The sequence below is a fragment of the Nocardia sp. Tas62D01 genome, from assembly GCF_055232035.1.
Map to the genome: position 1 here is coordinate 6,971,367 of NZ_JBUYUZ010000001.1, position 14,433 is coordinate 6,985,799.

Genomic DNA, 14,433 nt, shown 5'->3' on the forward strand with positions numbered 1-14,433 from the left:
TCGCGGTCATATTGCCCCAGTCAGTCCAGATCGGCCAACTTTTCGAGGATGGTGGCCGCCATTGCAGCGGGATCGCCATCGCCGGGTCGCAACACCAACTCGGCGTCGGTGGGGGCTTCGTACGGGTCGTCGATGCCAGTGAAGCCGCGGATCTCACCCGCTCGGGCCTTGGCGTACATGCCCTTGGGGTCGCGGGCTTCGCAGATCTCCAGCGGAGTGTCCACGAAGACTTCTATGAAGTCGATGCCCGCCGCTTCGTGGGCGGCTCGGGCCCGTTCGCGGTCGGCCTGGTACGGGCTGATCAGCGAAACCACCGCTACCGTACCGGCTTCGGCGAAGAGACGGGCGACCTCGCCGACGCGGCGGACGTTCTCGACGCGGTCCACGGCGGCGAAGCCGAGGTCGGCGTTGAGGCCGTGGCGCAGGTTGTCGCCGTCGAGGAGGAAGGCCGGGCGGCCTGCCGCCACCAGTCTGCGTTCGAGTTCGACTGCAACGCTGGACTTTCCGGACCCGGAGAGGCCGGTCAACCAGACGGTCATGCCGCGAGTCGGGCGCTCGTCGCGCCCGACGGCGGTCGAGTGCCAGACGACGCGGGAGGACGGCAGGGTCGGTCCGGTGATCATGCCTGCGGCGACGGTGTTGTTGGTGGTGTCGTCGACGAGGATGAAGCTGCCGGTGGTGCGGTTGCGGCGGTAAGGGTCGAAAAGCAGCGGCTGGCGGGTGTGCAGCTGGACGCGTCCGATCTCATTGAGCGACAACGACTCCGCGGTCTCGTCGCGGTGCAGGGTATTGACGTCCAGGCGGTAGTCGAGGGTTCGGACCTCGGCGGTGACGGTACGGGTGGTGTGCCGGATGGTGTAGGTGGCGCCCGGCGTGAGATCTGCCTCCTCGGTGAACCAGCACACCATCGCGTCGATATCGCGGCCCGCGTGCGGCCGGTTGGCCGGACGGCAGATCAAATCGCCACGTGCGATATCGATTTCGTCGGCGAGCTGGATGGTCACCGCCTGCGGCGGGAACGCCTCCGCGATTGGAGTGCCGCCGGGGCCCCAGATCGCCGCGATACTGCTGTTGAATCCAGAGGGCAGCACGGTCACTTCGTCACCGGGCTTGAAGACGCCGCCGGCGATGGTGCCCGCATAGCCACGGAAATCCTGGGCGTGCCTTCGGGTTATGTACTGCACCGGGAACCGCGCGTCGATGAGATTTCGGTCGGAGGCAATGTGCACCTCTTCCAAATGGTGCAGCAGGGGAGAGCCCTCGTACCAGGGCATGCTGGTGCCGCGGTGCACGATATTGTCGCCGGTGAACGCCGACATCGGGATGAAGGCCAGGTCGGCGACGTCGAGTTTCGTCGTGTACTGGGCGAATTCGTCGCGGATCTCCTCGTAGCGCTGCTGCGACCAGCCGACCAGATCCATCTTGTTCACACACAGCACGAGGTGCGGGATGCCGAGCAGGCTGGCCAGGAAGGCGTGCCGCCGGGTCTGCTCCACGATGCCCTTGCGTGCGTCCGCCAGGATCAGCGCCAGATCAGCGGTCGAAGCGCCGGTGACCATATTGCGCGTGTACTGAATGTGGCCCGGGGTATCGGCGATGATGAATTTCCGTCGGGGCGTGGCGAAATAGCGGTGCCCCACGTCGATAGTGATGCCCTGTTCGCGTTCGGCACGCAAGCCATCGGTGAGCAGGGCCAGGTTCGGGTAGTCGTCGCCGCGATCGCGGCTGGTGCGTTCCACGGCGGCGAGCTGGTCGGTGAAGATCGTCTTGGAGTCGAACAGCAGCCGCCCGATCAGGGTGGATTTGCCGTCGTCGACGCTGCCAGCGGTGGCGAGGCGCAACAGGATTGTCGTGCTCATCAGAAGTAACCTTCTCGCTTGCGGTCTTCCATGCCTGCCTCGGAAATTCGATCGTCGGCGCGAGTGGCGCCGCGCTCGGTGACGCGGGTCGCGGCGACCTCGACGACCACCTCGTCGGGGGTGGCCGCCGTCGATTCCACGCATCCGGTGCATGTGGCATCGCCGACCGTCCGGAACCGCACCGTGGTGTCATACGGCTGCTCGCCGTCGAGTAGTTCGAGAAAACGCGTGTGCGCCAACAGCATTCCGTCGCGCTGCACAACCGGGCGGCGGTGCGCGTAGTACAGCGGCGGGAGTTCGATTTGTTCCGCGGCGATGTAGTGCCAGATATCGAGCTCGGTCCAGTTGGACAGCGGGAACACTCGGATGTGTTCGCCCGCGCGGTGGCGGCCGTTGTAGAGGTTCCAGAGTTCGGGTCGTTGGTTGCGTGGATCCCACTGACCGTATTCGTCGCGGAAGCTGAACACCCGCTCCTTGGCGCGCGCTTTTTCTTCGTCCCGGCGCGCGCCGCCGAATACCGCGTCGAATGAATGCTCCCGGATGGAACGCAGCAAGGTGCTGGTCTGCAAGCGATTTCGGGTGGAGCGAGGGCCGGTATCCTCCACCACGCGACCCGAGTCGATATCGTGCTGTACCCGGCCGACCACCAGCCGCAGGCCCAGTCGTTCCACGGTGCGATCGCGGAATTCGATGACTTCGTCGAAGTTGTGCCCGGTGTCGATGTGCATGACCGGAAATGGCAGCGGTGCGGGCCAGACGGCTTTCGCGGCGATGTGCAGCATCACCACCGAATCCTTGCCGCCGGAGAACAACAAAACCGGCCGCTCGAATGTCGCTGCGACTTCACGGAATATGTGTGCCGACTCGGCCTCGAGCGCGTCCAGGTGCGGCAGCTCGTAGGTGCTCGCAGTCGACTTTGCGTACTGGCTCACGTCCCAAAACTAGAACACGTTTCGGTTAATGGTCAATGGGGTGCTGGCGGTTTGCGTCCGCCGGACGCGTCGGTCACCGCATCGGCCGCGGCCACCAGCGCGGCGCCGCGACGGGCGATTTCGGCGCCTGTGATGGAGCTGCCGACGTACATGGTGAGCACCATGTTCTGCCTGCCGTCGCCGCCGTAGGTCGGCGCCGCAAGCAGACTCACCGGATGTTCCTTGCGCGGTCGTAGGTCGGTGCCCAGATGCACCCGTTCACCGAGGCTGGTGACCAACTCGCCGACGAGTTCGCGCATCTCTTCGGGCAGGTCACGGGCGGCGACTCCAGCCAACAAGGAGTACAAGCGGCGGCCGGTGCCGGTGAGGCTTTCCACCAGGTAGCCGCGCTCGCGACACTCCGCGACCACCCGCCGCAACCGGGTCTCGTCCTGCCGCAGCGGCACCGTCGACGGCTTGCTCAGCCAGGCGTCGAAGGCCGCGGCGGTATCCCACAGCACGTACATCAGGCCCACTGGCGGTGCGAACAGGTACGACGCGCCGACCTTGACCATGCCGGGTCCGGTGCTCTCCAGCACCGTGATCTGCTCGCCGACCACGGCCGACGCGGTGCAGGTGGTGCGGTATTCCGCGGTGAGTTCCTCCAGCTCGTTGCGGGCGATAGCGGAGATGGCGAAGCTGTCCTGCGCGACCCGGCCCGCGGCGATCAGCGCAGGTCCGAGACCGTAGGTGAGCGTGTGGGTGTCGCGAACCAGGTAACCGCCAGCGCTGAGTTCGGTGAGAATGCCGAGGCAGGTGGGTTTGGCCAGCTCCAGCTCGCGGGCCAGTTCGGACAGGCCGAAGCGTTTGCCGCGCTGCTCGACGAAGAAGTCCAGCACTTGGACCACCCGCTGGGTGGGGGCGGATCTACGGGCAACCATTGACCACTCCTAGAACACGTTCTAATCTTGCTCCTATCGAAATGTACCAGAGTGGTACGTATTTGGAACACCTGGATCAACCGTAGCGACTGCTTGCAGGTCGCTCGAAAGGGCCGTAGCGACTGCTTGCAGGTCGCTCGGAAGGGTCGGAGAAGCCTCTTGCTTACACAGCCGTTCGCGGACGCCATCGCCGCCGCCGAGGAGATCATCATCGGCGCACCACACATCCGGACCGAACAGGATCTCGTCGAGGGCTACGACTACCTCGCGGGCAGCATTCGCGCGGCCATTCAGATGGCATGGGCGTATGAGCGGGACTTTCCATTCTTCGTCCAGTCCACCGGGCCGTACACGAAAATGGGTCTGGACAACCCGGATACCCTCTACTTCCATTCGTATCTACGACCCGACGCCGAATACGTGGTGACCGGCAAGCGCGGCACCACCCGCGACCTGAGCTTCCAGGTGCTCAACGGCGACTATTCGCCGGTGGACGTGCCCGACAGCCTGACCGCATTCGACGACCGCTCGATCGAGGTCGCCGCGGACGGTTCCTACGAACTGCGCCTCGGTCCCGGCGAAGCGCGCCCCGGCTATGTGCACCTCGCCCCGGACTCCGCCATGCTCGTTATTCGCGAGATTTACAGCGACTGGGCCGCGGAGAAGCCCGGCACGGTGCGTATCCAGCGGGTGGACAAGATCGGTGACGCGCCGCCGCCGCTGACGAAGGATCTACTGGCCAAGCGCTACGGCGTGGCGGGCAGGATGCTGGTGTCGCGGCTCAATACCTTCTTGGCTTTCCCGAAGTGGTTCTACCTCAACCTGCCGGTCAATACGATGAACGAGCCGAGGTCCACCCCGGGCGGACTCACCACGCAGTTCTCCTCGGCGGGCCACTACGAGCTGGACGACGACCAGGTCTTGATCATCACGGTGCCTAAATCCGATGCGCCCTATCAGGGTTTCCAGCTCGGCAGCATGTGGTATCTGTCGCTGGACTACATCAACCACCAGACCAGCCTCAACGCCGATCAGGCGCAGGTGGATCCCGACGGCATGATCCGGCTCGTGGTCAGCGAGCGTGATCCCGGCTTGGCGAACTGGATCGAACGCACCGGCCATGCGCGCGGGTATGTGCAGTTCCGCTGGCAGCGGCTGGCCCGGGAGATGAAGCCGGAAGACGGGCCGACGGTGGAGGTGCTGTCATTCGCCGAACTGCCGGAGCGGCTTCCGTTCTACGAGCAGGCGCGAGTCACACCGGAGCAGTGGCGGGCGCGAATCGCGGCACGGCAGGTCGCCGTGGCGGAAAGGATGCTGGGCTGATGTTGTTGCAGGACAAGGTCGTTGTGGTCTCCGGAGTGGGGCGGGGGCTTGGTCGGTCGATCGCGGTGCAGAGTGCACGCGCTGGTGCGGACGTGGTGCTCGCCTCGCGCACCGAATCGCACGCCGAAACCGCCGAAACCATTGATCTGCGAAAGCTTCCCGAACCCGATGAGATCGCCGACGCCGTGGTCTTTTTCGCCTCGCACCTAGCGTGGGCGATTACCGCGGCGTGCCTCGATGTCAACGGCGGCGAATACCACCACTGAGGAGATGACCGTGATCGGCAGAGACGACGTCGGCACCATCGACGATCTGCACGCCTCGGCGACCAAGGTCGTCGGGCTCGACGACTTCGGGGACGACGGCTACCGCGAGGGGCTCGAGGTGCTGCTCGAGTCCTACGCCAAGGACGCGCAGCTGACGCCCTTCGGGAACAAGATGAATCGGGCCTTCCTGCGTGGCGCGCTGATCGCGCGGCTGCTCAGTGAGTCGGCGTGGCAACGTTTTCCGGAACACGCCGAGGTGGCGATCGAGCGACCCATCTTCGTGACCGGACTGCCTCGCTCGGGCACGACGGCGGTGCACCGGCTGCTCACCGCGGACCCGGCGCACCAGGGCCTGGAGATGTGGCTGACCGAGATGCCGCAGCCGCGGCCGCCGTGCGAGACGTGGGCGGACAATCCGGCCTACCAGCGCATCGAGGCCGTGTTCGAGAAGCATCACGTAGAACACCCGGAACTCATGGGCATGCACCATATGTCGGCCGACCAGGTGGAGGAGTGCTGGCAGTTGCTGCGGCAGTCGGCCATGTCGGTGTCCTACGAATGCCTGGGGTATCTGCCGGGCTACTCCGAATGGTTGCGCGAGCAGGACTGGACCGACGCCTACCACAGGCATCGGCGCAACCTGCAGCTGATCGGACTGCCGGACCCCGGACGACGGTGGGTCTTGAAGAACCCGAGCCATTTGTTCGCGCTGGACGCGATTTTCGCGATGTACCCGGATGCGCTGGTCATTCAGATGCATCGGGATCCGCGGACCATCATCGGCTCGGTGTGCAGCCTGAACGAGAAGGCGACGGAGGGTTGGTCGGACAAGTTCCGTGGTCCCGTTGTCGGTGCGGCGCAGTTGGATCTGTGGGCCAGGGGAGCGGATCGGTGCCTCGCGGACCGCAAGCACCACAACGCCGCTCAGTTCTGCGACGTCTACTACGACGATTTCGTCGCAGACCCGATCGGCACAGTCGGCTCGATCTATCAGCACTTCGATTTGTCATTGAGCCAGGAAGCCGAATCCGCCATGGCGGCACTGCATTCGGCGAGCACCTCGGGTGCGGCGCGGCCTGCGCATCGATACACACTGGAGGACTTCGGGCTGACCAGCGACCAGGTGGACGCCCGTTTCGCGGACTACCGAAGCGAACACTTCCCAGGCAAGTGAGCAGATTGGTGGGTCGGGCAGTGTTCCAGCCCACCAAGTTTCACGCCGATGGGCCGCACCGTCGTGTGGGATTACCACCATATCGGTGGGGATCATCCCGGACGGCGTGCCGGAGCTGTGGCCGTGGATACCAGCCGGCACCGCGCGCTCGAGGCCGGATCCAGTGAACTACTGCCTTACGGCTGCCCGGGTTTGAGGACTATGAACAGGCCGTGCGCCTCGGCGCAGAGCCGCTCACCGTCGTGCAGAGTGGCGCGTACGAAGACCTTGCGGCCCTCCTGGCGTTCGGTCCAGGCGCGCACCGTCAGCTCGGTATTGAGCGGGGTGATGGACCGGTAGTCCACGGTGAGTGAGGCGGTTCTGGTCACCGCACCCGCGTGCACCGCGGCGGCCATGCCGAGTAGATCGTCGAAACCGATGGCGATCTGCCCGCCGTGCGCGGCGCCGTTGCCGCCCAGGTGGAAGGTGCGGAAGGTGATGCTGGCGTCGACGCCGTCCCGGTCGACATGGTCGATCACGAATGGCGGCAGGGTGATGTTGCCGCGGGCGGGCAGGTCGATCCGGGTCAAGGTCGGTGCGGACCACTCGTCCACGATCGCCGCGTCCAGCTTGTCGTTGAGTTGTTTGAGGACGCCGATCGTCTCCAAGGCCAGCTCATCGGACGGAGAGGCCAGCCGCGCACGGTCCATCAGGCCGCGCACCTGCTCGATGAACTCGCCGTAGTACGGACCGCCACGGGTGATATCGATGTCCTGCTCGTCGTGAGCGTTGATCAGCTCCGACATCGGCCGGAACCCGCCCTCGTGGTGCTGCTCGTTCGGCAGCGAGTCACCGGCCTGCTGTTCGTTCATGTAGAACAAGTTATCGGTTGCCCGGGAAATACTCGCGCGGCGGGGCTGTTAGTGCCACGCCGTTTCCCGGGGCATGCAAATCGAGTCGTACACGAGTCCGGTTACGATGCTCGTCCATCTGGTCTTCCGAAGAACCCTCGACACCGTCGGCGCCGATAGATTCGGTCGCCGACCAGCGTGGCTGGCGAAAGGCTTTGTGCTGATGCGTATTACGGCAGTTGTCTTCGATATGGACGGCGTACTGATCGATTCCGAGCCGGTGTGGGAACGGGTCCGGCGCGCCTACGTCGCCGAAAAGGGCGGACGTTGGCTACCCGACACGCAGCAGCGGCTGATGGGCATGAGCACCGAGGAATGGTCGGACTATCTGAGCGGCGAGCTCGGCGTCGGTGAATCGCCCGATACGGTGGCCAACGAGGTGATCGAGCGGATGGCCGACCACTACGACCAGGGGGTGCCCCTGCTGCCCGGCGCCGTCGAGGCGGTGCAGCGGATGAGTGAGCAGTGGCCCCTCGGTGTGGCGAGTTCCTCGCCGCGCACCCTGATCGACGTCGTGCTCGGCCGCACCGGGCTGATCGAATTCTTCGACGTGACGTTCTCGACCGAAGAGGTCGATCGCGGCAAGCCCGCACCGGACGTGTACGTGGCCGTCGCGGGCTTTATGCGGCAGAAGTCTACCGAGTGTGCGGCCGTGGAGGATTCGAGCAATGGGCTGCGCGCGGCACACGCGGCGGGTATGCGGGTGATCGCCGCCCCACGCCCCGAGTACCCGCCGGCCCCGGACGCGCTCGCCCTGGCCGCTCACGTCATCGACGGCCTCGACCAACTGACCCCCGACCTCGTCGCCGGGTAAATCCGAGCCCGGCCCTGTCCGCCGAGCGGGACATGGCTGCGGCGACCGAGAGGCGCCCTCGCTCATGTACCGTTCAGCGCCGGTAGGACGCCAGCAGTGTGCGGGCGGCGGCGGCGAGGTCGGTGTCGAGCCAGTCCGGGAGTTCGGGGGCGTGGGCGTGGCGGCGCAGGGCGGCGTAGGGGAGGTCGACGACGGCGCGGCTGACAGCGTCGATCTCGCGGTCGCCGTCCGCGCCGAAGAGACCGCGGGCGATGCGGCGCAGGTGCTCGATGAGTGGGGCGTTCATGCCAGCGAGGCGGGCGCGGAACGCCTCGTCAGGGCCGCCGTCGAGCAGGTCGCTGGGACGTAGGTTCAGCAGAAGCTTTGCGTCGTCGGGTAATTCGCGGCCGAACCGCACCGCGGCCATCGTCATCGCGACGCCTGCCTCGACCGGGTCAGGGTTGTCGGCGGCGGTCATGACGCCGCTCTGAAAGCGTTCCAGCGCGCGCAGCCACGCGGCGGTGAGGACGCCGTTGCGGTTACCGAAGCGGTGGTAGAGCGTGCCGACGGGGGCGCCGCTCGCGGCGGCGATGGCCGCGACGCTGGCAGCGCGGGGTCCTTCGGCGAGCACCAGGGCGCGTGCTGCGTCGAGGATCACATCAGTGTCGTGCTTGCGGGGCGGGGCCATTTACTAGTACGTTCCTTCTATATGGAGCGATTGTCCTATATTGATGAACATGCCACAACGGTCGACGCGAATCGGAACCGGGCGTGGCAGGGGTTGCTGAAAGTAGTCTGCAAGGACCCGGCCGATCCGTCGACGGTGCCGACCGGATTCGTGCTCGACTCGGCCGAACCGCCCGCGCGCCTGGCGCTGAAGGGGCGGCACTGGTTCTCGCGGTATGAGCTGGTTTTCCAACTCGACGAGGACGGGCCGGGTCGCACTCGGGTCCGTGCGCAGAGTTGGGGGGATTTCCCGGGCCCGCACGGGAAGATCTACCGAGCCCTCGTCATCGGCACCGGTGGGCACAAGATCGTGGTTCGCGGCATGCTACGTCGAATCGCTGCCGCGGCGTGATTCCCGGACTGGTCTGGGGCGCGACCGAAGCCGAACGCGAGCATCCATTGCCATGCGACGAGCTGGAACCCGTTGGGGTGCAGGCGGATCGGGCCATCAGCATCGCGGCGCCGCCGAATGTGGTTTACACCTGGCTGTGTCAGCTGCGGGTGGCGCCGTATAGCTACGACCTGCTCGACCACTTCGGTCGCCGCAGTCCGCGCCGCCGTGACCCGGAACTCACCGAACTCGCGGTGGGACAACGGTTCATGTCCCAGTTCGAGCTGGTGTCCTTCGTCCTCGGCAGGCACATCACGTTGGTCGCCGGACGTGTCGGACCCGTCTGCCGCACTCGGGATCACCCAGTAAAAGTCCTTGGGCGGCGCTGACCCGGTTCGTCGGGCATCAGGTTGGCAGCACAGCGATCACGCAGCCGACACCCAGCGCGGGCGAGCCCACAGCCAACCCTGACACCACCCACAGCGCACACCCACATTCGCCGATCACGGTGGGACCGAGCGCGACGACCACGTCGCTGCACCAGACCGTTCGTTCACCGCAGAGGAGCACCCGATCATGACGAACCCCGTCCAGCAACCGTCCGGCCCCGAACAGACCTGGGGCGCGCCCCAACCTCCGGCATCGTCCTGGTCGACCAAGAAGGCACTGGCCACCCTCGGCGTCGCGGCGGCGATCGCAGCGGTGGGCGGCGGCGTCATCTACGCCGCGTCCGGCCACTCCAGCAGCGATCGTGGGCCGGGCGGTCCAGGTGGTCCCGGTATGAGCATGAACGGCGCGCCCGGCCGAAATGGAGTCGGCGCGGGCGGCCTGCCCGGGGCGTTGCATGGCCAGTTCGTCGTCTCCAACGGCAACGGCGGCTATCGCACCGAGCTGACCCAGACCGGTACGGTCACGGCGGTGTCGGCCGACTCGATCACCGCCAAGAGCACCGACAACTACTCCCAGACCTACACCATCACCTCGTCCACCACGGGCGCCTCGTCGGTGAAAGTCGGTGATACCGTGAGCATTCAGGCCACTCAATCCGACAACACTGCTACCGTCACCGCAATCAGCGAGGGCAGCGCGAACCAGGCCGATGGCATGAACGGCGGTCCCGGGCGGCGGAACGGCAGCGGAATGGCCGGCGGACCCGGACAGGCGGGCGGACCCAACGGCCAAATGGGCGGCGGACCCGGCGGTTTCGGACGACCCAATGGTCAATTCGGCAGCGGCACCGGACAACCCAGCCAGAGCAGCAACTGATCGAGCCGCCCGGGTCGGTCTCATCGAATATCGGCCTGGGCGTGCACTTTCCGCACGATGCGGCCCGATCGACGCTGCCTCGAGCGAATAGTTCACCCTGAGGCCGAATGGCGGCGCACCTCCAGGGCATTCGGCGGGTCGGCCCCCCGGCGCCCACAGGTGAGCGCCGCCACCAGGGTTGCCTCATCGAGGATGTCGGTCAGGTCCGTTTTTGCCATGGTGCGCAACGCATTTCGGCGATCGGCCCCCAGTAGCCCGCGCTGGTGCAGGCCCGCGAGCAGGCCGGCGGAGAAGGCATCGCCCGCGCCGACGGTATCGACCACCCGAATTTGTCTGCCGGGGCGATGGATCGGCGTCGGGTCCGCGGCGGTGGCTGCGAGCGCGCCGTCGCCGCCGAGGGTGACCACGACCAGGGCCGGGCCTCGGGCGGCCCAGTCGGTGAGCACATCCTCCGGTACGCGCCGCGGGTACAGCCAGGCGAGGTCTTCGGAGCTGACCTTGACCACGTCGGCCGACCCCAGCATCGTGTCGACCCGCTCGAGCGCGGCATCGCGAATCATCAACTGGGGCCGGAAGTTCGGATCATAGGAGATGGTCGCGGTCTGCCGCGCCCGTTCGACCAGGCGGAGCAGGGCGGCGGCGCCAGGCGGCAACATCAGCGCCAGCGACCCGGTGTGCAGGGCCACCACCCCGTCGTCCAGCGCATGGTCCAGCTCGGCATCGGTCCACTGCCAGTCGGCAGTCTCTTCGATGCGGAAGTCGTAGTGCGCCATGCCTTCCGGGTCCACATCGACGACCGCCAGAGATGTCGGTTCGGTCGCTTCCACCACATGGTCGAGACGGATATCGTTGTCCTGCAGATATTTCCGGATCTGTCGCCCGAGCGGGTCGGCGCCGACTCGGGCGAGCATGCGCACCGGCAGGCCCAGACGTGCCAGTCCGACAGCGACATTGGCAGGACTGCCGCCCGGCACCGCCTGGAACCGCCCGGGCGCGCCGGTGGGCAGCAGATCCACCAGCGCCTCGCCCGCCACCGCGACGACGGGCTCAGCTGCTGACACGATGATTGTCCACCTCGGCGCCCGCCATCGCACCGGTCATGATCGCGACGGCGTCGGACATGGAGAATTCGTGCGGTTCGATCACCGCGACCCGCCGGCCCAGCCGCTGGATGTGCACTCGGTCGGCGATCTCGAACACATTGGGCATGTTGTGGCTGATGACGATCACCGCCAGTCCTCGATCGCGGACCTCGCGGATCAGATCCAGCACCATGCCGGTTTCCTTGACGCCCAGCGCCGCGGTCGGCTCGTCCATGATCACCACGTGCCGGGCGAACGCCGCACTGCGTGCCACCGCGACACCTTGGCGCTGCCCGCCCGACAGTGTCTCCACCGCCTGCTTCATGGATCGGATGCCGATCTTCAGATTCGCCATGTGCTGCTGAGATTCTCGGACCATCCGGTCCTTGTCGATCATCCGGAACACCGAGCCGAGGACACCGCGACGCCGCAATTCCCGCCCCAGAAACAGATTGTCGGCGATGTCGAGCGCGGGTGCGACGGCCAGATCCTGATACACGGTTTCGATACCAGCGCGCCGGGCATCGATGGGGCGGCGGAACCGCACCCGCTTGCCGTCGAGCAGGATTTCGCCCTCATCCGGAATAATTGCGCCCGAAAGCGCTTTGATCAGTGTTGATTTGCCGGCGCCATTGTCGCCGATCACCGCTAGGATCTCGTTCGGATACAGGTCGAAGTCGGCCCCGTCGAGTGCGGTGACATGGCCGTACCGTTTCACCAAACCCTTGGCTTGTAGCACCGGCTCGGTCACTTCTGCCTCCCGCGGTTGAACTGGTCAACGGCCACCGCCCCGATCACCAGGATGCCGGTGATCAGGGTTTGGTAGATCGACGGAACTCCCATGAGCTGCAAGCCGTTTCGGATGATGCCGACGATCAGCGCACCCAGCAGCGTGCCGATGACGCTGCCGCGCCCGCCGAACAGGCTGGTGCCACCGAGCACGACCGCGGTGATGGAGTCGAGGTTGTCGGTCTGCCCGGCGTTCGGGTCGCCGACACCCGTGCGTGCCACCAGCAACAGCGCGGCCAGGCCGTAGATCAGGCCCGCCACGGTGTACACACCCAAAAGCACTCGGCGCGTGTCGATTCCGCTCAGCCGCGCCGCCTCCGGGTTGTTGCCGACGGCGTAGACATGGCGCCCGGCCGCGGTCTGGCGCAGCACATACCAGGCCACCGCGAACAGCGCCAGCATCGCGATTGATCCGTAGGTGATGTCGGTGCCACCGAGTGGGAACGTCTTGTCGAAGTACGTCAGCGTGCCGGGCAACCCGGAGATCGTCTGCTCTTTCGAGTAGATGTGCGTGAGCGCGAACGCGATCCCGTACGTGCCGAGAGTGACGATGAACGGCGGCAGCTTGACCAAGCTCACCAAGGCGCCGTTCACCAAACCGAATGCGGCGGTCAGCGCGAGCCCCAGCACGATCGCCAGCGGCGGCGGCAACACGGAGTCGACGGCGAGCTTCGTGATCGCGATATTGCCCAGCGCCATCACCGCACCGTTGGACAGGTCGATGCCGGCGGTGAGGATGATCAGGGTCTGGCCGATCGCCAGCGTGCCGACCACCATCACCTGCTGGACGATCAGCGAGAAGTTACCGCCGGTGAGGAACCGGTCGGACTGGGAGCCGAAGAAGACGACGGCGACGATGATCGCCACGATCGGCCCGAAATTCGGCAGGGCCAGTACGCGATTCAGCGCCGACGACTTCGGCTCCGGCGCCTTGGACGTGGTTGTCGTGGTCATCCGCGGCACTCATCCCCAGCAGTTGTCCAGGCCGAACTGGACATCCTTGGAGTCCACCCCCGTTTGCGGTTTGCCGGTGATCAATGTGACGCCGGTATCGGTGTAGCCGGTGGTCTTCTGGCCGTTCTTGGCGTAGTCGACGATCGCCTTCACACCCTGGCTGGCCATCTTCAGCGGGTACTGCTGGGAAGTCGCCGCGATCTTGCCATCCTTGACCGCCTGCACGCCGGTGCAGCCGCCGTCGACGGAGACGATCAGCACGTCGTTCTCCTTGCCGGCCGTCTTGAGCGCGGTGTACGCGCCGAGCGCGGAGGGTTCGTTAATGGTGTAGACGACGTTGATGCCGGGGTCCTTCTGCAGGCAGGTCTCCATCGCCGACTGTGCCTTGGCCTGGTCACCCTCGGCGGTCTGCGTGCACACCACATTCGGTGCGGTCACGCCTTCTTTCATGTCCTGAGTGGCCTGCGCGGCGCCGTATCCGGTCAGAAAACCGTTGTGCCGCAACACACCGACGGTGACGCCGGGGTTCAGATCGATCATCGCGATCTTGACCGGCTTGTCGCCCTCGACGGCCTTGGCGTACTTGCCGATCAGCGTGCCGGCGGTGAAGTTGTTGGTGGCGAACAGGGCATCGACCGCACTCTGCGGATCGGTCGGGGTGTCGAGCGCGATCACCTCGACACCCTTGGCGCGGGCCTTGCTGACCGCCGGGACGATCGCCTTGGTGTCGCTGGCGGTGATCAGGATGCCCTTGACGCCCGCGTTGACCATGTTCTCGATTGCGGTGACCTGGCTGGCGTTGTCACCGTCGAATTTGCCTGCGGCCGTCAGCAATTTGACGCCCGCCGCATCGGCCTCCTTCTGTGCACCCTCCTTCATCTTGACGAAGAACGGGTTGGTGTCGGTCTTGGTGATCAGCCCGACCGTGATCTGCCCGCTGCTGCCACTCGAGCCTTTGCCACACGCGGTGGCAGTGAGGGCGAGGGAAGCGACGGCGAGACTGACGGCGGCGATACGGACGGCACGAGAGGACATCGATGTGCTCCTGCAAGGTACTGCTAGACAACGTTGTCAGAGACGATAGAACGTGATTCATTTCACGTCTAGTGCCTATCTTCTATGATGTTC

The 14,433-nt window shown here is 65.9% G+C and carries 15 protein-coding genes and 2 pseudogenes; 8 read left to right on the forward strand and 9 right to left on the reverse strand.

Annotation, left to right across the window (positions count from 1 at the left end; translation table 11 throughout):
- Positions 1-20: 20 nt before the first annotated feature.
- Genes cysC through ACV7NQ_RS33340 form a run of 3 tightly spaced genes read right to left on the reverse strand, consistent with a single transcriptional unit; the run spans position 21 to position 3,711 of the window.
- Positions 21-1,859 carry an adenylyl-sulfate kinase gene (gene cysC / locus ACV7NQ_RS33330; protein ID WP_463363183.1) on the reverse strand — a complete coding sequence of 613 codons (1,839 nt, stop codon included), beginning with the start codon at positions 1,857-1,859 and terminating at the stop codon, positions 21-23.
- Positions 1,859-2,791 (reverse strand): sulfate adenylyltransferase subunit CysD, encoded by a 933-nt coding sequence (gene cysD / locus ACV7NQ_RS33335; RefSeq protein ID WP_463363184.1) that lies wholly within the window; start codon positions 2,789-2,791, stop codon positions 1,859-1,861. Before cysD ends, cysC begins: the two co-directional genes overlap by 1 nt.
- 32 nt (positions 2,792-2,823) lie before the next feature.
- Positions 2,824-3,711 carry a helix-turn-helix domain-containing protein gene (locus ACV7NQ_RS33340; protein ID WP_463363185.1) on the reverse strand — a complete coding sequence of 296 codons (888 nt, stop codon included), beginning with the start codon at positions 3,709-3,711 and terminating at the stop codon, positions 2,824-2,826.
- Between the two features lie 159 nt (positions 3,712-3,870).
- On the opposite strand from ACV7NQ_RS33340, the gene ACV7NQ_RS33345 reads away from it, so the two are divergent.
- From ACV7NQ_RS33345 to ACV7NQ_RS33360, 4 genes and pseudogenes are all read left to right on the forward strand, one after another.
- On the forward strand, positions 3,871-5,034 hold the full coding sequence (locus ACV7NQ_RS33345; protein WP_463363186.1) for a hypothetical protein: 1,164 nt from the start codon (positions 3,871-3,873) through the stop codon (positions 5,032-5,034).
- Positions 5,034-5,153: pseudogene (locus tag ACV7NQ_RS33350) on the forward strand (SDR family oxidoreductase); the annotation flags it as partial. The gene ACV7NQ_RS33345 and the pseudogene ACV7NQ_RS33350, both read left to right, overlap by 1 nt.
- Positions 5,148-5,300 (forward strand): annotated as a pseudogene (locus ACV7NQ_RS33355) (SDR family oxidoreductase); the annotation flags it as partial. The pseudogenes ACV7NQ_RS33350 and ACV7NQ_RS33355, both read left to right, overlap by 6 nt.
- A gap of 4 nt (positions 5,301-5,304) precedes the next feature.
- A complete protein-coding gene (locus tag ACV7NQ_RS33360; protein ID WP_463365911.1) occupies positions 5,305-6,474 on the forward strand; it encodes a sulfotransferase family protein in 1,170 nt (389 codons plus the stop codon).
- Positions 6,475-6,650: 176 nt separating this feature from the next.
- Here ACV7NQ_RS33360 and ACV7NQ_RS33365 read toward each other — a convergent pair whose 3' ends face one another.
- On the reverse strand, positions 6,651-7,325 hold the full coding sequence (locus ACV7NQ_RS33365) for a PaaI family thioesterase (protein WP_463363187.1): 675 nt from the start codon (positions 7,323-7,325) through the stop codon (positions 6,651-6,653).
- 202 nt (positions 7,326-7,527) lie between these two features.
- Between ACV7NQ_RS33365 and ACV7NQ_RS33370 the strand changes: the two genes are divergently transcribed.
- Positions 7,528-8,178: an HAD family hydrolase gene (locus tag ACV7NQ_RS33370; protein WP_463363188.1), complete on the forward strand. Its 651-nt coding sequence runs from the start codon at positions 7,528-7,530 to the stop codon at positions 8,176-8,178.
- 73 nt (positions 8,179-8,251) lie between these two features.
- On the opposite strand, the gene ACV7NQ_RS33375 is transcribed toward ACV7NQ_RS33370, so the two are convergent.
- A complete protein-coding gene (locus ACV7NQ_RS33375) occupies positions 8,252-8,845 on the reverse strand; it encodes a TetR/AcrR family transcriptional regulator (protein ID WP_463363189.1) in 594 nt (197 codons plus the stop codon).
- 21 nt (positions 8,846-8,866) lie between these two features.
- Between ACV7NQ_RS33375 and ACV7NQ_RS33380 the strand changes: the two genes are divergently transcribed.
- From ACV7NQ_RS33380 to ACV7NQ_RS33390, 3 genes are all read left to right on the forward strand, one after another.
- Positions 8,867-9,235: a hypothetical protein gene (locus ACV7NQ_RS33380; RefSeq protein ID WP_463363190.1), complete on the forward strand. Its 369-nt coding sequence runs from the start codon at positions 8,867-8,869 to the stop codon at positions 9,233-9,235.
- Positions 9,232-9,603 carry a hypothetical protein gene (locus tag ACV7NQ_RS33385; protein WP_463363191.1) on the forward strand — a complete coding sequence of 124 codons (372 nt, stop codon included), beginning with the start codon at positions 9,232-9,234 and terminating at the stop codon, positions 9,601-9,603. Before ACV7NQ_RS33380 ends, ACV7NQ_RS33385 begins: the two co-directional genes overlap by 4 nt.
- A 187-nt stretch (positions 9,604-9,790) precedes the next feature.
- Positions 9,791-10,480 (forward strand): hypothetical protein, encoded by a 690-nt coding sequence (locus ACV7NQ_RS33390; protein WP_463363192.1) that lies wholly within the window; start codon positions 9,791-9,793, stop codon positions 10,478-10,480.
- Positions 10,481-10,572: 92 nt separating this feature from the next.
- Here ACV7NQ_RS33390 and ACV7NQ_RS33395 read toward each other — a convergent pair whose 3' ends face one another.
- The 4 genes from ACV7NQ_RS33395 to ACV7NQ_RS33410 are packed head-to-tail and all read right to left on the reverse strand — an operon-like array spanning position 10,573 to position 14,340.
- On the reverse strand, positions 10,573-11,514 hold the full coding sequence (locus ACV7NQ_RS33395) for a carbohydrate kinase family protein (protein ID WP_463363193.1): 942 nt from the start codon (positions 11,512-11,514) through the stop codon (positions 10,573-10,575).
- A 13-nt stretch (positions 11,515-11,527) separates the two neighbouring features.
- A complete protein-coding gene (locus tag ACV7NQ_RS33400) occupies positions 11,528-12,313 on the reverse strand; it encodes an ATP-binding cassette domain-containing protein (protein ID WP_463363194.1) in 786 nt (261 codons plus the stop codon).
- Positions 12,310-13,305 carry an ABC transporter permease gene (locus ACV7NQ_RS33405; RefSeq protein ID WP_463363195.1) on the reverse strand — a complete coding sequence of 332 codons (996 nt, stop codon included), beginning with the start codon at positions 13,303-13,305 and terminating at the stop codon, positions 12,310-12,312. Before ACV7NQ_RS33405 ends, ACV7NQ_RS33400 begins: the two co-directional genes overlap by 4 nt.
- 9 nt (positions 13,306-13,314) lie before the next feature.
- Complete coding sequence (locus ACV7NQ_RS33410; protein WP_463363196.1) at positions 13,315-14,340, reverse strand: substrate-binding domain-containing protein; 1,026 nt, start codon at positions 14,338-14,340, stop codon at positions 13,315-13,317.
- Positions 14,341-14,433 lie beyond the last annotated feature (93 nt).

Coding starts and splice junctions, on each gene's coding strand:
- ACV7NQ_RS33365 (WP_463363187.1), bottom strand. CDS start 7,325: ATGAACGAACAGCAGGCCGGTGACTCGCTGCCGAACGAGCAGCACCAC.
- ACV7NQ_RS33375 (WP_463363189.1), bottom strand. CDS start 8,845: ATGGCCCCGCCCCGCAAGCACGACACTGATGTGATCCTCGACGCAGCA.
- cysC (WP_463363183.1), bottom strand. CDS start 1,859: ATGAGCACGACAATCCTGTTGCGCCTCGCCACCGCTGGCAGCGTCGAC.
- ACV7NQ_RS33405 (WP_463363195.1), bottom strand. CDS start 13,305: ATGACCACGACAACCACGTCCAAGGCGCCGGAGCCGAAGTCGTCGGCG.
- ACV7NQ_RS33370 (WP_463363188.1), top strand. CDS start 7,528: ATGCGTATTACGGCAGTTGTCTTCGATATGGACGGCGTACTGATCGAT.
- ACV7NQ_RS33380 (WP_463363190.1), top strand. CDS start 8,867: ATGGAGCGATTGTCCTATATTGATGAACATGCCACAACGGTCGACGCG.
- ACV7NQ_RS33390 (WP_463363192.1), top strand. CDS start 9,791: ATGACGAACCCCGTCCAGCAACCGTCCGGCCCCGAACAGACCTGGGGC.
- ACV7NQ_RS33360 (WP_463365911.1), top strand. CDS start 5,305: ATGACCGTGATCGGCAGAGACGACGTCGGCACCATCGACGATCTGCAC.
- ACV7NQ_RS33340 (WP_463363185.1), bottom strand. CDS start 3,711: ATGGTTGCCCGTAGATCCGCCCCCACCCAGCGGGTGGTCCAAGTGCTG.
- ACV7NQ_RS33410 (WP_463363196.1), bottom strand. CDS start 14,340: ATGTCCTCTCGTGCCGTCCGTATCGCCGCCGTCAGTCTCGCCGTCGCT.